Raw genomic sequence first — 20,996 nt, 5'->3', positions numbered from 1 at the left:
AAGGAGTGGGATAATGCGGCGGCTGCCAACAATTGTTATGGTGGTTTTCTTGTTCTTGATGTTGATGGTAATGCCTGCTAGGGCCGAAGAAAATAACGAGATGGAATTAACCCTCGAAGAAGCAATCAAGAAAGCCTTGCTGCATAGTGACAGTTTAAAAATAAGCGAGCTTGAATTGCAAAAAAGCGAGGAATTAAAGGATGATGCTGCCTATGCCCTGGCCAGGTTTAGTCCAAACTGGGCTACCGACTATACTCCCGGCGTAGAACCTCTTTATGTCGCCAGGGAGCAGAGCAAGATGGGCTATGAAGTAGCCAGGAAAAAGCAGGCAGCAGTAAAAGATAGTGTTATTCTGGCAACTCATAAGGCCTATTATGATGTTTTAAAAAAAGAGGCTCAGGTTTCACTGGCTACTTTAACTGTAGAAAATGATGCCTTAAAGCTCAGTAATGCACGGCTTAGTTATACCAATGGCTTAATTAGCAAGCAGGCCCTTATGGGGATGGAAACCCAGCTGGCGGTCGGCAGGGCGGCCCTGGCAGCAGCAAGGATCGAGCTGGATAAAACGTATAAGGCCCTCAATTTACTTATCGGCCTCCCGGAGAATGCAAGACCCGTACTTGTTGATAAGATAGATTTTAGCCCATTTCAAGGTGATTTAGCCTCCCAGCAAACCCTGGCCCTAGATGAGAGCCCGAACGTAATGTCAGCCATAGAAAATGCCCAATTGAAAGAAAGATTGAAGGGGTGGGATGAAAATACCAGCGATGAAGATATTGAAATCGCAAGGCTCCAAGCTGGTATGGCCCAAGATCAAGTAAAAGAACTGGTACGCACTCTTTATAATAGCGTAAAAACCTTGGAAGAAAATTATATTCCTGCTCAAAATAACCTTCGCCTGGCAGAAGAAAATTTAAGGGTAACCAAAATTAAATATGAAATAGGTATGGCAACGAAAAGCGACATCAATGAAGCAGAAAAGAATCTTGCAGATGCGCAGCAAAAGTTGCTCCAGTTAACTTTAGATCATGCTTATTATAAACTAGCCCTAGAGAAACCGTGGGCATATAATTATACTGGTTCAACAGGTGTTTCAAGCAGTAATACTAGATGATAAAGGTCACTATTTGCAGCGAGATAAGTTATTGTACAATAAAAAGCCATACTTTTAAAGCTTAAAAACCCCGGAACGGGTTATGAAGCGGCCCAAAAGGGGTTGCTTCGGCAGAAGGCGTATTGCGCCTGGCCCAATTACGTTATGATGTCGGCATTGGTACCCAGGCCGACGTGCTGGCAGCTGAGGCGTCCCTGGCGCAGGCCCGGCAGCAACTGCTGAGCATCACTATCCAGCACGAGCTGGCGGTAAAAGCCTTCTGGCAGCCCTGGGCCTGGTCGGCTTCTGGCGGTAGTTCAGCAACTGTGGCAACAGGTAGTAGTGGCATGGGAACAGGGAATTAAATGGGAACAACAAATAATGAAAATTGGAAAGGACTATTTTCGTGTTAACAAGAAACCGATAGCTAAAAGCTACCGGTTTTATTTTTAAGGCTCACTGTTTCCGGGCGCCATTTCCTGCTGGGAGGGGCCCGAAATTCTTGACAGTTATGCATTTCAACATTAAGATTGAGCTTGAGGTGAACCTTATTAAAGCTGTCTTATTGAGCTACTTGGACAGGATGGCATCGAGAGCGCCATCCTTGAGGTGCGTACCAGGCGGCGAAGACTTCTTCTGCGGCAGTCAGGAGGAAGGAAACCTTGAAGCTTAGATTTACCTTCCATGCTGAAAAGCAGCTAATAGAAAGGAAACTCCCTAAACAGCTGGTAAATGAGACAGTACGTAATCCCCGAGTTCGACAGTTGCTAGGTGAATAATAAGCGCAACAGCTTGTTGCGCAAGGGTTTCAGGGATCGGCTTTTTGGGCGCGTGTTACTAGGGACCCTTTCTGGCCTTTGTTTCGACCGCGATTATTTGCGGCGGTTCCTTTATCCCAAGGGTCTTGAAGATATGCTGCTGTGGCGGGGTTGTTTCCGTCCTTTGGAGTACCCTGCCCTCAGGACCAACAAATTCGCCCAGGTGCATGCGTTCCAGGGTCTGGCGGATGTTCCGCCAGCTATCCTGCACTTTCGTTTCAGCTACCCGGATTAGGAGCAGTCCCAGCCAGCACAGGAGGACGTGAGCATGGATGCGGTCGCTCAGGCGATGATAGACCGGCCGCAGCTCTAAGGACTGCTTCATGGTGCGGAAGGCATCCTCTACCTCAAGCAGTTGCTTGTAGCCGAGGGCCACGTCTTCAGCACTTATGGTATCGTCCGAGGTTCTTAAAAGGTATTTGCCGTCCAGCTTCTCTTCAGCTTTCACCCTGGCCGCATCGATATAGGGTTGTCCCTTCTTGTCGGTCTTGAGATAGCGGCCATAAGTGGGATGGGCAATGAGCTGGCAGCAGGCTTTAGTATGGGGTTCGCCTTTGAGGTCCCCAATGGCCGCTAATTCTTCCTTGAGGCGGGCCAGGATTTTCTCCCGCTCCAGTCTGTCTTTTTCTGCTTCTTTAGGGTTACGTACCAGGATATATCGTACCCTTTTTTCGCCGTCGCCGACGATAACTTCTTTAACTTCAAGGTTATCCTTGACAGTTTTGTAGCGGCCCGGCCGGGCCAGGGCCTCTGCCACCGTATCCTTGCCGCTGCGCATCTTTTCGCCGGCAATGTAGTGGCCGCCGGCGCGCTGGAGGTAACGAAGGTTGTCTTCCGAAGCAAAACCGCGGTCGACAACAGTGATGACCCGGCCCAGTTGCCAGCCCACCAGGTCCTTTTTGACTTGCTCGATTACCGCCATGTCGGCGGTGTTACCCGGCCAGACCCAGCAGCGTACCGGCAGGCCCTCCCTGGTGACAGCCAGGCCGATTACCACCTGGGGTAAATCCGGCCGGTGGTCCTTGGAGTTGCCTTTACGCCGAAGGTGCTGCTTATGGTCCTCCGGATTATCCTCCTCTTCCACTTCAAAGTAGGTGGAGGTGGTATCGAAGTACAGGAGATCGACTTCCAGGTTGAAGAGGTGGGCCACGGAGAAGAAGATATCCTTTTGCAGTTCTTCAGCAGCCTCCAGTAAGAAGTCCATGGCTCGGTAAAGGTTTTGCACCGGCACGTCCGGGAGGCCGGGAATGAAAACATCGTGGCTGACCCAATCCTCGGTCTTAAGTTTACTGGCCGGGTTCAAAGCCCGGTTGGCTACCATAGCGAAGATGGCTCGTTCTACCGGCGCCTGGAACTTACGTTTGGCCAGCAGCCCGGCTAAAACGCGGTTGATACCCAGCTGGTTCCAGAGCTCGTTTAACACCCAGGCGCCACCTATAGGCCGGCTGGAGACAAAAGTTAGGGGAGCGCTGCCGTTTAACTCTGCCTGGGTGCGTAAAGCCTCTTCCGGTCCCAAAAAACGCGTAATACTCTTTACCAGGCGGACCAGGGCTTCCCGGTCTACATCCTCTTCGCGGCCGAAGTTGAAGAGTACTTTGGCTTTCGGGTAGCCGGCCTTGGGGTCCCAGACGTTGTGGGCAAGCTGGATATAACGGACAACAGAGCCGTCCTTGTTTTTGCGGGAAATAGTTCTTATGTACATGTCTATATTATAGCGCATGTACTATGTCGTTATCAAGCTTTAATTCCGAAATCGTGTGCCTAGGCAGTTTTTGATTTTTGAGCTTTCCCGAAACCGGAAACCCTTGATTTATAAGGCCTCTTCATCTAGAAAGCAGTCATTTTTGCCTAGCAACTGTCGAACTCGGGTAATCCGGAACAAATAATACCGCAAGGACAGGATGTTTTAATCTACCAGAAGATTTACAAGGAAATGGGGCGGAGGAGATAAATCATGAAGTTTCGTTATGATCCAGATGCTGACGCCGTATATATTCGTTTTAATGACAGCTCTATTTATGAAACTGAAGAAATATCCCAGGGTGTATTGTTGGACATCGATGAAGAAGGCAAGCTGGTAGGCCTGGAGATTCTTAATGCGTCTAAAAAGTTGGGAAAGCCCCCTTTAACTGTGGAGGTAGAGCTAACGAAGACGGCTACCATATAGCCTGCTTTTGACCAAAATTTTAACAGCAGTTGACAGGCACCTTTGGAGGTGCTATTATTTTTATCGTTATTACTTCGGATTCGTATTATCCGGTTTCAAAACAGGTGGTGTTAATGCAGGAGATCCGGCTTTTAGAACTTTTAAGCCGCGTGCACCGGAGGCTAGTGCGGCGGCTGGCGCCGCTGTTCCAGGCGGAAGGTTTTTCCGGGACGGAGATCCTTGTTCTCTGGAAGGTGCATAAAAAGGGTTCTTTGCGGGCGACGGAGCTGGCCGGGCACATTGGCATCCCGCCCAGCACCTTTACCGGCATCTTTGACCGCCTGGTGGCCCGCGGGCTCCTGGAGCGGGTGCCGGACCCGGGGGACCGCCGCAGCGTCCTGGTGCGGGGCACGCCCGCCCTGGCAGAGTTGATGGGGCGGTTAATTGAAGCTATGGAAGAGGAATTGCGGCATATTTTTAAAGCGGTGCCGGAAGATTATTACCGGCGTTTAATGGCAGATTTAGAGCTGCTTTGCCGGTACCTGGAACAGGAAGAAGGAGAAAGCCATGGCCGGGCATGAAAGGGTACGAACAGAGGTGGTATCGGGCCTGCCGGGTGGAGAGGGCAGCCGTGAGGGGCGCTGGATCATCCCTGTCCTGGTGGCCCTTATCGGCGCCTTTATGGCCATCCTGGATTCCAGCATCGTCAACGTGGCGCTGCCGACCATGATGCGCGTTTTCAACACCGACACCGCCACCATTGAGTGGGTAGTCACTATTTACATGCTCGCCCTGGGTGTGGTTGTTCCCTTGAGCGGCTGGCTGGGTGACAAACTGGGTTTTAAACTGCTTTATATTCTTTCCCTGGGCGTTTTTACCCTGGGGTCGCTCCTGTGCACCCTGAGCTGGAACGTCGATTCCATGATCGCGGCGCGGGTGATCCAGGCCCTGGGCGGGGGTATGATTATGCCCACCACCATGTCCATCATCTACCGCCTGGTGCCGCGGGAAAAGCAGGGCAGCGCCATGGGCATTTTCGGCATGGCGATGATTGTTGCCCCGGCCATTGGCCCTACCCTGGGAGGTTACCTGGTGGAGTACGTGGACTGGCGCTGGATTTTCACCATCAACCTGCCGGTGGGGGTCCTGGGGGTCATCCTTTCCTGGTTTTACCTGCCGGTCTTTCCCCGCCGTGAAGCCGGCCGCCTGGACATAGGCGGTGCCGTGACGGCCGCCGTGGGGCTTTTCTGCCTGCTGCTGGCCCTGAGCAAGGGCGGCGACTGGGGCTGGTCATCGGAAGCTATCGTGCTGCTTTTTTACACCAGCGCGGTTTCCCTGGGGCTGTTTATATACCTGGAGCTGACCCAGGAAAATCCTCTCCTCGATCTGCGCGTTTTCCGTTACCTCACTTTTACGCTGGGAAACGTCATTGTTATCGTTACTTCCATCGGCCTTTTTGCCGGGGTGTTTTACATCTCCTTTTTCTTACAGGTGGCCCGGGGCCTGGGGGCCATGGAGACGGGCCTGATCACCATGCCCGGTGCCCTGGCCTCCGGGCTGGTTATGCCCCTGACGGGCTGGCTGTACGACCGCCTGGGACCCCGGCCCCTGGCGGTCGCGGGTATGCTCTGGCTGGGCTGGACCACCTATATTTTCCATCATCTTGACGTTATTACCCCGACTGCCACCCTATACCTGTGGGTCATCCTGCGCGGCCTGGGAATGTCCCTGGCCATGATGCCGGGCCAGACGGCGGCCCTGTCGGTTGTCCCCGCCGAACTGGTGGGCCGCGCGTCGGCCATTACCAATATCATCAACCGGGTTTCCTCCTCCTTCGGCATTGCCGTGCTGACAACCGTCCTGAACAACCGCACGGCCATGCACGCCGCCCACCTGGCTAACGAGGTCACGGCGTCCAGCCTGGCGGCCGGCGAGTTTTTCCGGCAGGCGGGTCTACTGCTGGGCGGCGGGTCCACGGCGGGGGACCAGGCCAGGACCCTGGCGGCTGCCTACCTGCAGGGGATTATCGCCAGGACGGCTTTTGTCCGGGCCATTGACGACGTGTTTATTATCGCCGCGCTGATCATCCTGGTGGGGCTGCTCCCGGCCTTTTTCCTGCAGAAAGGCTCGGGCGCTGCCAGGGCCACCTTCGGCGGCGAATGACGCCCACGGGCGGCAGGGTAATTTTTAAATAACCGGCCCTGCCTGGAAGGCACAACCAATCAGGAAAATAGAGTCAGGGAGAGGTAGGATAAATGAAAAGGCGAATGATTATCACAGTGGTACTCCTTTTAGCCCTGGCCGGGGCGGGAGGTATTGCCTACTACTACCACTACCAGGCCGTCAACTATGCCAGCACCGACGACGCCCGGGTGGCGGCGGATACGGTGACGGTCAGCCCAGAAATCCCCGGCAAGCTGCTGGCCTGGCTGGTGCAGGAAGGAGATATGGTCAAAGCCGGCCAGGTGCTGGGACGCCAGGACCTGGGAGCGGCGCTGACCTCCAGCGCCGTCAGTCCCCAGGCCCTGGGGAGCACGGCGGGGGTGCTGGCCCAGAAGGCGGAAATAACGGCACCGGTCGGCGGCCAGGTGATCCAGTCCAGGGCCGTGGCCGGGGAAATGGTCGCCCCCGGTACGCCCCTGGCCGTTATTGCTGACACAGCCCACCTGTATATTAGCGCCAACATCAAAGAAACGGTGATTGAAAAGGTCAAGCCCGGCCAGGTGGTAGACATAAAAATCGACGCGTACCCCGGCCGGACCTTTAGCGGCCGGGTAGCCAGCATCAGCGGCGCGACGACGTCTGTCTTTTCCCTGCTGCCGGCGCAGAACGCCAGCGGCAACTACACCAAGGTGACCCAGGTCGTTCCGGTGAAGATCCAGCTCCTGGATGCCGGCGACGTGAAACTGATGCCGGGAATGAACGCGACGGTGCGTATCCATATCAGGTAAAACACAGAGCGAAAGGCAAAGAGGGGAGCAGACCATGAGGAAGTTGATTAAGAAAGTTGTGGCCCTCCTGGCGGCGGGAACCCTGGCCCTGGCCGCCGGTTGCGGCGCCGGGGCCGGGGCCGGCGACCGGGTAACGGTAAAAGCCGCTGCCGCCGGCAGGGGGAAGCTGGCGGCTACGGTAGAAATAAGCGGCGCCCTGGTGCCGGTGCGGGTGGCCAGTGTGGTCAGCAAGCTGGCGGGGCAGGTGCTGGCTGTGAAGGCTGATGTCGGCGACCGGGTGCAGGCCGGGCAGGTCCTGGTGGAAATCGACACCAAGGAACTCCAGGCCCAGCTGCGGCAGGCCGAGGCGGCCGTCCGCGGCGTGCAAGACCAGGCGGAACAGGCCCGCATCGGCATGGAGACGGCACAGGTGGCTATTGCCAACGCCGGCGTCGCCCTGGATGCCGCCCAGAAATACTACGACCGCATTAAAGCCCTGGCGGACGCCGGCGCAGCCTCCCAGAGCCAGCTGGACGATGCCCGGACCAAGCTGGACCAGGCTAAAAACGGCCTTGATGCTGCCAAAAAGCAGTACGAGGTGGCCAAAAAACAATATGAAATAGCCTCCGGCTCCGGCCTGGCCCAGGCCCAGGCGGCGGTGAACACCATTAAAGTGAATATGAGCAACGCCGTCATAACCAGCCCCATCACCGGCGTTGTCACCAACAGGAACATTAATCCCGGCGAAATGGCCGCACCGACGAGTCCCCTGCCCCTGCTGACCATCGCCGACACTTCAACGTTGAAGCTGCAGGGTACGGTTGGCCAGGAGGCGGTCCCCCTGCTGGCCGGCGGGCAGAAGGTGACGGTCACCATGGACGCCCTGCCGGGCAGGGAGTTCACCGGCACGGTGACCCAGGTGGGCCCGGTGGCGGCGGCTACGGGACAGCGTTTTCCGGTGGAGATCAGCCTGGCCAACCCGGGCGAGCTGAAGGCCGGCATGACGGCCCGGGCCGTATTTAAACTGGCGGCCCCGGAGGGCGTAGTTGTACCCCTTGCTGCCGTGCGTACGGATGGCGGCCAGGATTATGTCTTTGTCGTCAAAAACGGTAAGGTAGAGCGGCGGCCGGTTGTTCTGGGCCTGAAGAACGAGGAGCAGGTGATGGTACTTAAGGGCCTTGAGGCCGGCGAGCAGGTGGCCGTGACCAACGTGGGCGTGCTGCAGGACGGCATGGCCGTGACGGTGGAGTAATGTTAGTACGTTAGTGTAAAATTACAGTAGGCAGGAGGAAAAAGGAGCAAAAAAGAGAAAAGAGACCTCACAAGAAGAAAAACACCGTAAAAGGAGTGAGGTCTCTTTATGGTAAACGGTAATACCAGTACCGCTACCATCTTTAGTTTATTAGATGGTATCGAGAATTTCAACACTCTAGAAGAAGTTATCCTGCAAATAGCCAGGCGATTATTGGTAGCCGTACTGGAAGCCCTGGATGATGCCCTTATGCCAGCAAAACCCAAGAGATATAGGATAGCTGGCTTCCGCTACCGCACAATCACCTGCCTGTACGGGGATATAACCTTTAAGCGCCGACTATATGTCAAAGCGACGCGCAAAAAGAAAAGAGGCGAGGGAAGGTTTCTGTTAGACGAAGCCCTGAACTTACGCCAAGGAAAGCGCCTGACAGGAAGACTGCTCAAATTAGCCGTATCGCTGGCAACCCGGTTACCCTTCAGGCAGGCAGCGGAAATAATGGCCGAAGCAGGGATGGGCCAATTAAGCCATATGACCATCCATAGCGAAGTAAAACGAAATGGACTGGAACAAAAAGGACTGCAAGAAGCCCTGCGCAACAAGCTATTCGTGAGCGGGGAAGAGCCCCAAGGCAAAAAGAAAAAAGTACCGGCACTATTTATCGAAGCCGATGGCATAATGATTCCCCTGCAAAGGAGCAAGCAAGAGCGGATAGAAGTAAAAGTAGGAATAGTATACGAAGGGTGGATAGAAAAAGGGAATGCCCGGCATCTCAAGAACCCGCGGGTAGTAATGGGCATCTATGAAGATGGAGAACAATTTTGGGAAGCCCTCACCACGGAAATAGCCAGGTACTACGAGATAGACGAAAAAACAATATATGTGGTCAATGGCGACGGAGCCAGCTGGATCCAGAAGACAGCCAAAGAACAGTTACCAGGAGCCATTGTACAATTGGACCGCTACCACCTCCACCGGGATATAAGGCAGGCTTATGGGAACGAAACAGCGCGAGGATTAATGGAGATTTTAGCCAAAGGTCAAGAGCAGGTCTTTTTGGACACCATGGAAGCACTCATAGAAGAAGCACCGAACCGCAAAAACAAGCAACAACGCCAAAAAGTATATGACTACTGTCAAAGATATCGCGATAACCTGTTAGATTACCGCTTGCGGTTACCACGACAACTGGAAGGGCTAAAGTTATACGGGATGGGCGTAGCCGAAACAACAGTAGACAAAAAAATAGCCATTCGCATGAAAAAGAGGGGAATGAGCTGGAGCGAAGCAGGAGCAACGGCCATGGTAGCATTACTTATGCTCAAAGCCAATGGAGAATTAGCCGCATGGCTAGAAAAGAAGATGCCACAAGTAGAAAAGAATCCCGTTAAAGTAATAAAAGAAAAGAAGATAGTTAAAGAAGACGTAGAAGCATGGTTAAGGAAGAGAGTACCAGCCCTTGTTGGCCCTGAGGCGGGAACAGATTGGGTTAAATATACCTTGAGGCAACTAACAAGAATTAGTGGAGCTATATTCTAACCCCTTTTCCGGCTTAATTAGAGCAGGCAGTAATTCGCGAAGCCTGTCAAGGTCGCCGTAGGCGGCCGCAGGCTTTAACCTTGACAGGCGCAGAGAATTACTGCACAATACTCCGGAGCCGGAAAAGGTGTTGGATATATATGGGATTTTTATGTGAGGTCTCTTTTTGCCTACTACATCTTGACACGTACTGTTAGTACGGGCAGGATTGACTGGATAATTGGCTAATGATAGGATGTAAAATAAAGAAAAGCCACTCTTTTACCATAAGAATGCGCCGCATTTTCGGTCTCGAAGGCAGCAGCGATATGCAAAGGAGAAAATGCCGTTTTAACATTTTTTGGTTGACTATTGTGCTAGAAATTTGGTAGCATCTAGATAAAGAATACAGGAATTTTATCGCGTAAAGTTTAAACTAGAGGAGGAAATTTTTTTGGAAGAAGTCCTTAAAGATGTAATAGACAGAATAGTGAAGGCAGTAAATCCTGATAAGATAATCCTTTTTGGGTCCAGAAGTAAAGGGAAAGCAGGATTTAATAGTGATTATGATCTCCTAGTGCTGAAGAGCGGAATAAATAATCGCCGCGCTTTGGCTCAACAGCTTTATAAAAACCTGGTCGATGTTCCTGCGGCTGTAGATATACTTGTAGATACTCCGGAAAAAATAGAAAGGTACCAGACTTCACAGGGGTTGGTTTATGCTGAGGCTGCCAAAGGGTTGGTAGTTTATGAGCGATGAATTATGGCGGCTGTGGTTAAAAAAAGCAAAAAGCAATCTCGCCAGGGCAAAACTGGGCAGGCAAACACCTGATATTCTATACGAAGATCTTTGTTTTGACGCCCAGCAAGCAGCCGAGAAAGCTCTTAAAGGTATAATGGCCTTTTTTAAGATTGATATCCCAAAAACACATTCTATTGGATACCTTTTAAAGTTAATTGAAGAATCGGGGGTAGGGCAAGTTACTGAAAGCCTTAAGGAAGCTGCAATACTAACTGATTACGCTGTAACGACCCGTTACCCGGGAGACTGGGAACCAATAGATGAAGCTGAATACAAACAGGCAGTCTCTCTCGCCCAGGAAGTTTACCAATGGGCTTTATCCCTTACCAAACAGCATGAAGAAAAATAAACATTTGAGCATATTTTCCATCCCGTCCAGGAAGGCGATGAGGCTAAAGCCGGGCAGGTCCTGGGCCGGCTGAACTGGAATCTACCCTACTTCAAGCGCCATCAACCCCCAGGCCCTGGGAGCGGCGGCTACGGGACAGCGTTTCCCGGTAGAGATCAGCCTGGCCAACCCGGGCGAGCTGAAGGCCGGCATGACGGCCCGGGCTGTATTTAAACTGGCGGCCCCGGAGGGCGTAGTTGTGCCCCTTGCTGCCGTGCGTACGGACGGCGGCCAGGATTATGTCTTTGTGGTTAAAAACGGTACGGTAGAGCGGCGGCCGGTTGTTCTGGGCCTGAAGAACGAGGAGCAGGTGATGGTACTTAAGGGCCTGCAGGACGGCGAGCAGGTGGCCGTGACCAACGTGGGCGTGCTGCAGGACGGCATGGCCGTTACGGTGGAGTAATGTTAGTACGGGCAGGATTGACTGGATAATTGGCTAATGATAGGATGTAAAATAAAGAAAAGCCACTCTTTCAGGGCTTCCCTGGAGGGGATAATAATATGACACAAGAATTTGTCCGGTTAAAGCGGCTTCTTGACATGAAACGCGAGGAAGAGTTAGATAAGCGCCGGGCCCTGGCCTGGCTGAAGGCCCGTCAGGTGGCCTCCTTTTTGCGGGATACTTACGGCGCGCAGGAGGTTATCCTCTATGGTTCCCTGGCGCGGGGCGATTTCCGGCAAGGGTCCGATATTGATCTTTATATCAAGGGCTTTACAGGCCCCTACTGGCAGATGCTGGCCCGGGCCGGGCGCCTGGCCGCGCCCTTTGAGGTCAGCATCGTGTGCGCCGAGGACGCCCTGCCATCTTTACAGGAAGAAGTTGCCCGGGAAGGGGTGAAAATTTGATCCCTGAAAAATACCTCCTGCTGGAAGCCCGTATTCGTAAAGAAGTTGCCAACCTGGAAAGGCTGGAAAGAGAACTAGCGCGGTATAATTTATTCCCCAGGATTCAGGCAGATTCCCTGGGGGGTTTCAGCCTCACCGATGAAGCCTCCCTGCGGATTATAGGTTCCATCTTGCATGACTACTACACGGCTATAGAAAAGATTTTTAGAATTATATCCAGAGATATTGACTGTTCTGTCCCTGCCGGCGAGCAATGGCATAAAGAGTTGTTGGATCAAATGACCCTGGAAGTGCCGGGCTTACGCCCGGCGTTACTTGCTTCTAAGACAGCCCGGAGCCTGGATGAACTCCGGGCTTTCAGGCACGTTTTCCGTAACATTTATGGTTTTAGCCTGGACCCGGCAAAAATTCGCCAGCTCCTGGAGGGATTGCCGGAGCTGGCCGGTGATTTTAAGAAGGACCTGCATCTTTTTATCCTTAGAATGCGCCGGATCCTCGGGCTTGACAGTAGCAGCGAGGTATAACCAATTCTTATTCCAGCTCTCCCCGGAGGTAGTCGACGAACTGCCGGGCGGTGCGGCCGCTGGCACCGTTATGGTAGAGGGCCCACTGCAGGGCGCGGCGGCGCAGCTCGGCCGGTTCCATTTGCAGGCCGGCTTTGCGGGCCAGCTCGCCTACAATGGCCAGGTACTGCTCCTGGTCCGGGCTGGGGAAGATGACGGTAAGGCCGAAGCGCTCCGCCAGGGAGAGCTTCTCCTGGACGGTGTCCTGCAGACGCACCTCGCCGCCAGCATTCGGCGCGCGGTCGGCGAAGAATTCCTTCACCAGGTGGCGGCGATTGGAGGTAGCGTAAACCAGGACGTTGGCCGGCCGTACCTGCAGGCTCCCTTCCAGCAGGCCCTTCAGCTCTTTATATTCCACCTCGTCCTCTTCAAAGGGAAAGGTCGTCGATGAAGATGGTGAACCTCCGCCGGGACAAGCCCGGCGGCTTCTTAAAATAGCCGGGTTTTCCCGGACGGTCCTCAGCACCTCATAAGGAGACGCCTGCCGGAAGACAGGTCTTACTCCCCCTCAATGCGCTACATCCAGACACCCAGATTAGCCCCGGATGTTGGATGGCCCGGTCCATAGGCAACTACTACTCAACGTAGATACGTCTTTATGCGGCTTTTATATTATGGCCCTGCCCTGGAGCCAACACCACAGGCCGTGCATAAGACACCATCTCCGGCAACTTACGGCCAAGTGTGAACCGGCCATTTACGGCTAAGTCCAGTATTCCCGCAGCGCCTATCACGTCGCGGTGAACCTCGCCGAAGCCACACTCCCTGTCACCGCACCGGTAAATGCGGCCGGCCTGCTTCGTATATTTGCCGCATAGCGGGCAGGTGCCGGAAGTACCTCGTTCTTCGATTTTCTCCAGAGTGATGCCGTGCCGCTTGAGTTTATATTCCAGGAGATCCCGCAGCCGGCCGAAGCTCCACTGGCCCATCCGCTGGTTGTGGTGCCGGCCGCAGTCCCGTTCCCTTACACCCTGGGGGTCGCCGATGTAGACCTTCTTTATCCCGCGTTCCAGGCACCAGTCTACCGCCATTTTCGTGACGGCATGTTCGGCGTGAGATATTTGAGCTCCAATCCAATTTAAAAAGCGGTACTTGGCCGCCAGGAGTTTCCTGCGGCGGTTGGAGCCTTTTTTAGTGCGGGAAATGGCCTTCTGGAATTTCCTCAAGGTTTTGTTGCGCAGGCGGCGCAGGGAACGCAAATGCCGGCCGTTGATGACCAGGGCCTCTTGCCCGTCAGTCAGGGTTAAGGCGTGCACCTCGCCCGGGTCTATGGCTGCTACGGCATCCCCCTGTACTTTCTCCAGGGCGGGCTTGACTACCGCTACATGCAGCCAGTAGCCGTTGCGGCGCCAGACGAGCTGGACCTGCTTGATTGCCAACCCATTCAGCCTTTCAGGCAGTTTTACCTTGAGCGGCGGTTTCCTCCAGCCGTTGGACAGCCTTAAGTATCCGTCCTCTACGGTGATGCCGGTCACTTTCCACGTGGAGGTGAAAAAACGCTTTAGCCGCCAGGGATAGCGCCACTCTGTATGCCCTTCTTCGTGAAGCTTCCTCGTCCTTTCCCAGCATTCGTAGTAGGTCTCAATAATGGCCTGCACGTCCTGAGAATGGACGTTGAACCTTCCTTTAAGGAACTCTTTCATCATGGCTTCATCTATCCAGACGCCGTATTTGAACCAGAATAAGCGGTGGATGGTCATGACGGTGTTCCAGACCCTGGCGGATTCTCTCTGGATGTCCCTGGCCATTTCTTCCTCATGAGGTTTAAAATGCAGTGGGATCTTTTCTGCCAGCACGTCACCTTGCGTTTGATTCCTGCCTTTTTTAACTGCGGTATTGCGTTTTAACTGGCTCATCTTTTTTCACCCCCCTTCGGGCGAGACTTTTGGGCTTCAATGTGCCTGCGGATGGTTTCGGCGCTGACATTGCCGGTAGTACCGATATAGTAGCCCCTCCTCCAGAGGCCGCTGCCCCAGAAGTATCTCTTTTTCAAGGCGAGAAAGGCGGCGAATATCCTGTTGGCGGTGATGCTTTTGAGCCGCTTGACGATCTCCGTTGGGGCCACAGTTGGCGGAGGTTTGGCGACATCATCCTTAATACTCTATGGCGGTATTTGGGGCAAAAAACGATATGGTAGTTGATGTTGTACACGCAATGGTTAATTTTTCTTTCCATGGCTTTATTTTACCATAAGAACAGGGGTTTGGTCGATATGTTTAATTTTAACGATCACATGCGCCCCCTTCATCCTACCCCACAAGGGGGTAGGTTTTCAGGGGCGGATTTTTATAAAAATTACACTACAATTTCCGGCTTAAAGCAAGGATTTTTTGCGCTTAAGGATTTTTTCGGCAGGAGGGCTTTCCATATAATTTCGGGACAGTCTTTTTTGTTTTGTTGCTTAAAATGGTTAATTCCAGTAAAATTAAGGTCAAGGTGATGTAAATGTGTGGTTGCAGGAAGGTGGAGATTTTGACTTTCCCCAAATATTTGCCGGCCGAAGCGCGCTTGAATAAAGCTATGGCTGCTGCCATGACCGGGTATCTCACCCGCTGCCAGGATGTGGTGGCGGCGTACCTTTTTGGTTCTTACGCCCGAGGGACCAGCCGGGAGCGCAGCGATATCGACGTGGCCGTGTTATTTGCCGGTATCGAAGATAAATTGCAGCGTTTTGACCGCCGGCTGGAAATAATTATCGACCTGGAAAGGGTGACGGGGAAAAAGGTGGATGTCATTGACATTCAGGCAGCGCCTTTACTGTTGCAGCACCAGATCTTAAAGGACGGGATTTTACTGGTCGATAAAAATCCCCGCTACCGGGTGGCGTTTGAAGTTTGGTCCAGGCAAACGGTTACCTGCCTGAGGAATTGACCAAAAAACTTATGAAGATGGCCCAATTTCGTAACATTATTGTCCATGATTATGCTCGACTTGATGCTGAGATTATCTGGGGAATATTAAAACGTGATCTTGGTGATTTAAAGCATTTTATGTTAACCATAAAAAAACTATTGGGAATTAGCTAATGGGGCAACGGTTGCTGTTATTTTTTATCGCTTTATATTTTATGTTAACTCTCTCCGGTACGGGAAGCCGGACGGAAGGCTGGCCCCTGGCGGCGCCGGTGGCGCGGGCGGATATTGTCATTTACGGTGGCGGGCTGGCCGGGTGCGCGGCGGCCTGGAAGGCGGCGGCGACGGCGCCGGACAGGTCGGTAGCCCTGGTGGTCCCCTACCCCGGGCGCGAGTACGGCGGCCTGGCCACGGCTGGCGGCCAGAACTTCTGGGACGTGCGCTACTGGCTCCGGGATGGAAGGCTTGTGCAGGGGGGCTCTTTTGCCCACTGGTTTAAAGCTGTGGGACCATTTTACCGCACGGCTGACCTGGCGGCACGGATTGCCGCCGACCTGGGCAGGCTGCCTAATCTCCAGACTTACTGGGCCATGGATATTACTGCCGTCCGGAAGGACTGGCGCGGGCGGCTCCAGGCCCTGGCCCTGCGGGGCCTGCAGCGGGATGCCGCCGGGACGGTAATCTGGGGTGAAGAGCGCCAAATACTGGCCGCGACCATCTTTGTTGACGCCTCGGAAGACGGGCGGCTCAGCCGCTTGAGTGAGGCCGGCGTAACAGTGGGCCGGGAAGACTGGCCCGTCGAATTTTTGGCGGCGGACCTGGTTAGCAAGGAAGAGGTGCGGCGTCTTAAGAGCCTGCGGCTGCAAGGCGGTACTGCCGGCGCCGGAGGAATAGCGGCTGGCTGGTCGGGGCCCGGCCACGATGGGGATATCCTGCTGCCCCGCCAGCAGGCGGCCACCCTCATGTTCAAGGTACGGGGAGTGCAGCCCGGCCGTTACCGGGATATGATTTTCCGCCAGGAGCGGGGTGCCTGGGGGGCCTATGGCGGCAGGGAAGTTTACATAAATGACCCGGTGGTAACTGGCTTTAACGACAGGTACGGTCCCGCGGGCTTTGCTTTAAAGCCCCTCAATGCCGCCCAGGACGGGCCGGGAAGCCAGGAGTGGTGGGTCAATACCCTTCTCATCTTTAACGTCGACGGCCGGGCGAATGCCCGCGACCGGGGGCACGATGCTTATCCGGGAGATATGGCGCCGGGAGCCCTGGACACGGACACGGCCTGGCAGCGGGCGCGGGAGATGCTGGCGAATCCTGATTTCATCCGGGCGTTGCGCCGCTTCGATGGCTTCAATAAGGCGGAAGTGGTGCCGGATGCGGATGGGAAACCCCTTGCCGGCGGGATGCTCTACCTGCGGGAAACGATTCATACGGTAGTCGATCCCCGGGAAGCGGGACCGGGGACGGAGGATAGCAACTACGCCCTGACTGCGGCGGCCGTACACGGCGCCGGGCCAGGCCCGGAGGAAGGCAACGACCTTGGCAATTATGTAAACCGCATCGGCCTGGGCTTTTACTGGCAGGATATCAATGCCTATCATTTCAGCGACCTGAAAGGCAGCGACGGTCGCTACCGCTGGCCGGTGACGCCTTTCTTGCGGCCTGATTATCCCCGGACCACGCCTGGACCGGGCGCATGGCCGCAAAACCCGGTCTATCTTCCCTTTAACACCCTCCTCAGCCGCCCGGTGCCCAACTTGCTCATCCCCGGCTACGCGGCCAGCATCTCCTCCCTGGCCTGGGCCGAACTGCGAGTCCTGCCTAATCAGTGCGTCCTGGGGGATGCCGCCGGGGTGGCTGCCGCTTACGCCGTAACGCAGGGACGCGATCCGGGTACCTTTACCGATGCCGACGTGGCGGCCGTCCGGGAGACCCTGGTGCAGCGCTTCGGCGCCCGGGTGGATAAGTAAATTTTTAATCAGCAAATCCTCTTTCGTTAAGGTAGCGTTGTACGGTGTGGATAAACTTTTCCGCAGCTTGCAGAAGTTCAATAGCATCTTCTACTACTATAGGAGTAACTTCGCCATAATCTCCTTGTTGTCGGAATTCAAAAGCGCGATGAAGCGATTTGCTAAGTTCTTTTTGGAATATCCCCGGTTTGACGAAATAGCGATCGAAGAGGGAAATAACCCCGCTATGTTTGGCTGAACCCTGGTCGATAGTTACTAGAAGAGCCAGAGTGGCATAAAACATGGCATAATAAGAACGGTTGACTATACTACGCGGGCTGCCCTGGGATGCCAGTAATTTTTGCGCATCTGCCAGAACTTCATATGCTTCGTTTAACCGGTACTTAATTAAAGTGCGTTTGTGGTTATCTTCTTTCATACTTTTATCCCTTCTTTTTTTATCGACCGGTAGAGTGGCGAAATAGAAAAAGGTCCGTTTAGTGCTTCATTACGATTAACTGCCAGTGGTACTATAACCACATCGTTTTCAAATCCCACTTCCCAGGCCACTTCGCTGATTAAACGTTTTTGTTCCCGTGAAAGAGGACCAGTCTCTAAATACAGATCAAGATCTGAATCGGGGCTGGCTTGCCCGCGTGCCCGGGATCCAAATAGACGTACCTCGTAAAGAGGGATCTTCCCTGTGAGACGCTCTTTTACCTTCCGGGCAATGGCCAGGTCTTTAGCGGCCATCATTGTTCTTTCTCCTTCCGTTCTTTCCTTGTTCATCATCTTAGTATTTTCTGGGAAAAAAATCAATGTAATCATGTATTGTGGCAGGAAATAGCACTTACTGTACCGAATAGTTAACAACATCAAGCCGGGAGAGGGGAATGACGACGGAATGATGCTGCGAGCGCGGCGGTGGGTTTTCTTTTTGGCCATCTTTTTTGCCGTTTTCCTGGGTGACCTGGCAGCAGCCCGGGCCGCGGCGCCGGGGTGGGCCCTCCTGGACGAGGTGCGCTCTCTCACGGAAAAAAATTATGCCGGCCCTATTGATCAGGCAACCCTTGAGGCCGGGGCCGTCCGGGGTCTGGTGGAATCCCTGGGCGATCCTTACAGCGAGTACATAGCCCCGGAAGAGATGCCTGCTTTTGCTTCTTCCCTGGACGAGGAATATATAGGGGTAGGGATCGTTTTCCAGGCACTCGACGGATGGGTGGTTATCACTAACGTTGTTCCCGGCTCGCCGGCGGCCCGGCTGGGGGTCACGCCCGGGTCGGTGCTGGTGGCCGTGGACGGCCGCCCGGTCGGGAACCTCTCCCTGGAGGAGATAGGCACGCTGCTGGGCGGCAAACCGGGAACCTATGTGGACCTGACGGTTACCCTTCCCGGCAGTGACAGTCGCCGGAGCTATTACCTGCGCCGGGAATTAATCCGGCCGCCGGTGGTCAGCAGCCGCCTGCTGGCCGGGCCGGTGGGCTACCTTTACCTGCGCTCTTTCCCCTACTGGGCGCCGGAGGAGGTGGAGACGGCGCTGGCGGGGCTGGAAGACCAGGGCGCCCGGGGCCTGATCCTGGATCTCCGGGGTAATCCCGGCGGCTACCTGGACGCTGCCCTGGATACTGCGTCCCTGTTTTTGCTCCGGGATAAACCTGTGGCGCAGGTGATGGGCCGGGATAAAAAGGTCACCGTCCTCCGTTCCCGGGGACCGGGCCAGGACCTGCCCCTGGTGGTCCTGGTGGACCGGGGCACGGCCAGCGCGGCGGAGATCCTGGCTGGGGCCCTGCAGGCCAATCACGCCGCCATTTTGGTCGGCACCCGGACCTACGGCAAAGGGGCGCTGCAGACCATCTTTCCTTTAAGTAACGGCGGCGCCTTAAAATTAACTACGGCTTATTACCGTACGCCTGCCGGCCAGGATATTGACGGGGAAGGGCTAAAACCGGATATTGAAGTAACGGAGGGCCGGGAGCAGCTGGACCGCGCCTTGAAAATCCTGCGGGCGCAAATTGCCCCGCCCTTAGTGGCGGGCAACCTGGCCTGCAGGTAATTTAATTCGCCTTGATTTTTTCAGGCAACCAGATAATGCTGGCCTGATCGGCGGCTTTATGAAACTCAGGGTCGCCGGTTACTATTTGACTTCCGGTTTGCACTCCGAGGGCCAGGGTAAAACAATCTGCATAGGCGATTGGGTTTTTAGCTTTATATTTAGCGGCTTTTAGCGCAAATTCTTTATTTACATTGACAACTTCTATCGGTAACGTTTCCAAAAGGGCCATGGCTTCATTTAGCTTTTTTGTGCCCGCTGCTCTTTCGATAATATAAGCAACTTCGCCAAGATTAACGGCGCTTATCAAAATCTGCGCCGTCTCATTTTGGGCTTCCTCAATCATAGCTTCAACCAGATCGGCCCCCTGTTCGTTTTGTAAATAAACCAGGAGGGCATAACTGTCAAAAACGTACTTCTTCATTTTTTACCTCTTCTTTTCTGCTGGCCAGGAGCGTTTCTACCAGGGGATAACCTTGAAGCATTCCTTTACCTGAGGCGATAGGATTTGGAGGGATTGGAGTAAGATAGAGGCTGCCACCATTTTCTGTAAAAACAATTTTTGATCCGGGGCTGATGTTATAACGCTGGCGCAGTTCTTTGGGTATAACCACCCACCCTTTTGAAGATACACGAGCAATATAAGGCATACGAATCACCGCCATGTTATATTATTTGTTATAAAGTATAACACTAGAATATATGCTTGGCAAGAAGTGTCAGGAAGGAGAAGCTGCTTATGCCGGCGACTCTTGTATCTATTCGCGAGCGGGCCAGGGTGCTCCTGGACGGCATCTGCCACGTTTGCCCGGCATGTGACGGCCGGCGCTGCCCTACCGGCGTGCCGGGAATGGGCGGCACTGGTACCGGGGCGTCTTTCCGCAATAATGTTACGGCCCTGGCGGCCTGGCAGGTCAATATGCGGGTTCTCCACGACCGCAAGGACCAGGACCTGGGCTTGCGGCTTTTCGGCCAGAAGCTGGCCTTTCCCATCCTGGGTGCGGCCGTGGCCGGGGCCAGGGTCAACTTCCAGGGCCGCCTGGGGGAAGAGGAACTGGCGCGGGCCTTCGTCCTGGGGGCGGCCGAGGCCGGTAGCCTTTCCCTCACCGGGGACGGTCCCCTGCCGGAACTCATGGACGCCGGGCTCAAGGCCATCAAAGCTGCCGGGGGGCGGGGTATCCCGGTCATTAAACCCCGGGAAGATGGGGAAATAGTGAGCCTTATCCGCCGGGCCGAGGATGCCGGCGCCGTGGCCGTAGGTATCGATGTCGACGCTGCCGGGCTGGTGAATATGACCCGCGCCGGCCAGCTGGTGGAACCCAAGACGGTGGAGCAGATTGCCGGGATTGCGGCGGCGACCTCACTCCCCCTGATTTTAAAAGGCATCATGACGGTGGCCGACGCGGAGGCCGCCGTGGCCGGCGGGGCGGCGGCCATTGTGGTTTCCAACCATGGCGGCCGCGCCCTGGACCACACGCCGGGAACGGCGGCGGTGCTGCCGGAAATCGCGGCGGCGGTGGGGGATAAAATAACGGTCCTGGCCGACGGCGGCGTACGCTCGGGCGTGGACGTCCTGAAGATGCTGGCCCTGGGCGCCCGGGCGGTCCTGGTGGGCCGGCCCCTGGCCATTGCCGCTATTGGCGGCGGTGCCGCCGGCGTGAGGCTGCAGCTGGAGGCCCTGGCCGACGACCTGGCCGTGGCCATGCGCCTTACCGGCTGCGGCGATTTAGGGGATATAGGACCGGGGATATTAGCCCGTACAAAGTTAAATATGCAAAATAGTAAAATTTAG

23 protein-coding genes and 3 pseudogenes are annotated in these 20,996 nt (G+C 54.7%); 18 read left to right on the top strand and 8 right to left on the bottom strand.

Annotation, left to right across the window (positions count from 1 at the left end):
• The first annotated feature begins 13 nt into the window (after positions 1-13).
• Both MGLY_RS05050 and MGLY_RS05045 read left to right on the top strand, forming a co-directional pair.
• Positions 14-1,114, top strand: coding sequence for a TolC family protein (locus MGLY_RS05050; protein ID WP_156272292.1), 1,101 nt, complete (start codon positions 14-16; stop codon positions 1,112-1,114).
• Positions 1,115-1,227: 113 nt separating this feature from the next.
• Positions 1,228-1,458: pseudogene (locus MGLY_RS05045) on the top strand (TolC family protein); the annotation flags it as partial.
• A gap of 472 nt (positions 1,459-1,930) precedes the next feature.
• On the opposite strand, the gene MGLY_RS05040 reads toward MGLY_RS05045, so the two are convergent.
• A complete protein-coding gene (locus tag MGLY_RS05040; protein WP_422880108.1) occupies positions 1,931-3,613 on the bottom strand; it encodes an IS1634 family transposase in 1,683 nt (560 codons plus the stop codon).
• Between the two features lie 252 nt (positions 3,614-3,865).
• Here MGLY_RS05040 and MGLY_RS05035 point away from each other — a divergent pair, with 252 nt between their 5' ends.
• The 11 genes from MGLY_RS05035 (at position 3,866) to MGLY_RS04985 (ending at position 12,317) form a co-directional block, all read left to right on the top strand.
• Positions 3,866-4,078 (top strand): DUF2283 domain-containing protein, encoded by a 213-nt coding sequence (locus tag MGLY_RS05035; protein WP_156272288.1) that lies wholly within the window; start codon positions 3,866-3,868, stop codon positions 4,076-4,078.
• A 113-nt stretch (positions 4,079-4,191) separates the two neighbouring features.
• Positions 4,192-4,638 (top strand): MarR family winged helix-turn-helix transcriptional regulator, encoded by a 447-nt coding sequence (locus tag MGLY_RS05030; RefSeq protein WP_156272286.1) that lies wholly within the window; start codon positions 4,192-4,194, stop codon positions 4,636-4,638.
• On the top strand, positions 4,625-6,220 hold the full coding sequence (locus MGLY_RS05025; RefSeq protein WP_156272284.1) for a DHA2 family efflux MFS transporter permease subunit: 1,596 nt from the start codon (positions 4,625-4,627) through the stop codon (positions 6,218-6,220). The genes MGLY_RS05030 and MGLY_RS05025 overlap by 14 nt, the downstream gene beginning before the upstream one ends.
• Positions 6,221-6,312: 92 nt before the next feature.
• Positions 6,313-7,008 carry an HlyD family secretion protein gene (locus MGLY_RS05020; RefSeq protein ID WP_156272282.1) on the top strand — a complete coding sequence of 232 codons (696 nt, stop codon included), beginning with the start codon at positions 6,313-6,315 and terminating at the stop codon, positions 7,006-7,008.
• Between the two features lie 34 nt (positions 7,009-7,042).
• A complete protein-coding gene (locus MGLY_RS05015) occupies positions 7,043-8,239 on the top strand; it encodes an efflux RND transporter periplasmic adaptor subunit (RefSeq protein ID WP_156272280.1) in 1,197 nt (398 codons plus the stop codon).
• A gap of 108 nt (positions 8,240-8,347) precedes the next feature.
• Positions 8,348-9,778: an ISLre2 family transposase gene (locus MGLY_RS05010; RefSeq protein WP_156272057.1), complete on the top strand. Its 1,431-nt coding sequence runs from the start codon at positions 8,348-8,350 to the stop codon at positions 9,776-9,778.
• Between the two features lie 433 nt (positions 9,779-10,211).
• Positions 10,212-10,517 (top strand): nucleotidyltransferase domain-containing protein, encoded by a 306-nt coding sequence (locus MGLY_RS05005; protein ID WP_170290925.1) that lies wholly within the window; start codon positions 10,212-10,214, stop codon positions 10,515-10,517.
• On the top strand, positions 10,507-10,908 hold the full coding sequence (locus MGLY_RS05000; protein ID WP_156272276.1) for a HEPN domain-containing protein: 402 nt from the start codon (positions 10,507-10,509) through the stop codon (positions 10,906-10,908). Before MGLY_RS05005 ends, MGLY_RS05000 begins: the two co-directional genes overlap by 11 nt.
• Positions 10,909-11,098: 190 nt before the next feature.
• Positions 11,099-11,350 carry a permuted SH3 domain-containing protein gene (locus MGLY_RS04995; RefSeq protein WP_211662086.1) on the top strand — a complete coding sequence of 84 codons (252 nt, stop codon included), beginning with the start codon at positions 11,099-11,101 and terminating at the stop codon, positions 11,348-11,350.
• 98 nt (positions 11,351-11,448) lie between these two features.
• Positions 11,449-11,793, top strand: a complete 345-nt coding sequence (locus MGLY_RS04990) for a nucleotidyltransferase family protein (RefSeq protein WP_156272274.1) — start codon at positions 11,449-11,451, stop codon at positions 11,791-11,793.
• Positions 11,790-12,317, top strand: coding sequence for a ribonuclease toxin HepT-like protein (locus tag MGLY_RS04985; RefSeq protein WP_156272272.1), 528 nt, complete (start codon positions 11,790-11,792; stop codon positions 12,315-12,317). Before MGLY_RS04990 ends, MGLY_RS04985 begins: the two co-directional genes overlap by 4 nt.
• Positions 12,318-12,324: 7 nt before the next feature.
• Here the strand turns inward: MGLY_RS04985 and MGLY_RS04980 are convergent.
• The 3 genes and pseudogenes from MGLY_RS04980 to tnpA form a co-directional block, all read right to left on the bottom strand.
• Positions 12,325-12,763: pseudogene (locus MGLY_RS04980) on the bottom strand (DUF815 domain-containing protein); the annotation flags it as partial.
• Positions 12,764-12,952: 189 nt separating this feature from the next.
• The gene (locus MGLY_RS04975; protein WP_156272270.1) at positions 12,953-14,212 is read right to left on the bottom strand and encodes an RNA-guided endonuclease InsQ/TnpB family protein; all 1,260 of its coding nucleotides are present in this window, start codon (positions 14,210-14,212) and stop codon (positions 12,953-12,955) included.
• Positions 14,209-14,531, bottom strand: a pseudogene (gene tnpA / locus MGLY_RS04970) (IS200/IS605 family transposase). The gene MGLY_RS04975 and the pseudogene tnpA overlap by 4 nt, the downstream one beginning before the upstream one ends.
• Positions 14,532-14,828: 297 nt before the next feature.
• On the opposite strand from tnpA, the gene mntA reads away from it, so the two are divergent.
• The 3 genes from mntA to MGLY_RS04955 are packed head-to-tail and all read left to right on the top strand — an operon-like array spanning position 14,829 to position 17,175.
• Positions 14,829-15,227 (top strand): type VII toxin-antitoxin system MntA family adenylyltransferase antitoxin, encoded by a 399-nt coding sequence (mntA, locus tag MGLY_RS04965; RefSeq protein ID WP_211662084.1) that lies wholly within the window; start codon positions 14,829-14,831, stop codon positions 15,225-15,227.
• Between the two features lie 11 nt (positions 15,228-15,238).
• Positions 15,239-15,382 carry a HepT-like ribonuclease domain-containing protein gene (locus MGLY_RS18760; protein WP_170290924.1) on the top strand — a complete coding sequence of 48 codons (144 nt, stop codon included), beginning with the start codon at positions 15,239-15,241 and terminating at the stop codon, positions 15,380-15,382.
• A 41-nt stretch (positions 15,383-15,423) separates the two neighbouring features.
• A complete protein-coding gene (locus MGLY_RS04955; RefSeq protein ID WP_211662082.1) occupies positions 15,424-17,175 on the top strand; it encodes an FAD-dependent oxidoreductase in 1,752 nt (583 codons plus the stop codon).
• A 4-nt stretch (positions 17,176-17,179) separates the two neighbouring features.
• On the opposite strand, the gene MGLY_RS04950 is transcribed toward MGLY_RS04955, so the two are convergent.
• Both MGLY_RS04950 and MGLY_RS04945 read right to left on the bottom strand, forming a co-directional pair.
• Positions 17,180-17,593, bottom strand: coding sequence for a HEPN domain-containing protein (locus tag MGLY_RS04950; RefSeq protein WP_156272264.1), 414 nt, complete (start codon positions 17,591-17,593; stop codon positions 17,180-17,182).
• A complete protein-coding gene (locus tag MGLY_RS04945; protein WP_156272262.1) occupies positions 17,590-18,099 on the bottom strand; it encodes a nucleotidyltransferase family protein in 510 nt (169 codons plus the stop codon). The genes MGLY_RS04950 and MGLY_RS04945 overlap by 4 nt, the downstream gene beginning before the upstream one ends.
• Between MGLY_RS04945 and MGLY_RS04940 the strand changes: the two genes are divergently transcribed.
• Positions 18,092-19,207 (top strand): S41 family peptidase, encoded by a 1,116-nt coding sequence (locus tag MGLY_RS04940; protein WP_170290923.1) that lies wholly within the window; start codon positions 18,092-18,094, stop codon positions 19,205-19,207. The genes MGLY_RS04945 and MGLY_RS04940 overlap by 8 nt on opposite strands.
• Position 19,208: 1 nt before the next feature.
• Here the strand turns inward: MGLY_RS04940 and MGLY_RS04935 are convergent, their stop codons facing one another.
• Both MGLY_RS04935 and MGLY_RS04930 read right to left on the bottom strand, forming a co-directional pair.
• The gene (locus MGLY_RS04935) at positions 19,209-19,628 is read right to left on the bottom strand and encodes a type II toxin-antitoxin system VapC family toxin (RefSeq protein WP_156272258.1); all 420 of its coding nucleotides are present in this window, start codon (positions 19,626-19,628) and stop codon (positions 19,209-19,211) included.
• Positions 19,609-19,869, bottom strand: a complete 261-nt coding sequence (locus tag MGLY_RS04930) for an AbrB/MazE/SpoVT family DNA-binding domain-containing protein (RefSeq protein WP_246187418.1) — start codon at positions 19,867-19,869, stop codon at positions 19,609-19,611. Before MGLY_RS04930 ends, MGLY_RS04935 begins: the two co-directional genes overlap by 20 nt.
• Positions 19,870-19,943: 74 nt before the next feature.
• Here MGLY_RS04930 and MGLY_RS04925 point away from each other — a divergent pair, with 74 nt between their 5' ends.
• A complete protein-coding gene (locus MGLY_RS04925) occupies positions 19,944-20,996 on the top strand; it encodes an alpha-hydroxy-acid oxidizing protein (protein WP_156272256.1) in 1,053 nt (350 codons plus the stop codon).

This window comes from Moorella glycerini (assembly GCF_009735625.1).
GTDB lineage: Bacteria > Bacillota > DSM-521 > Neomoorellales > Neomoorellaceae > Neomoorella > Neomoorella glycerini.
Note: the sequence above shows the minus strand (reverse complement) of the source record. Positions and strands in the feature narration are given on the sequence as shown.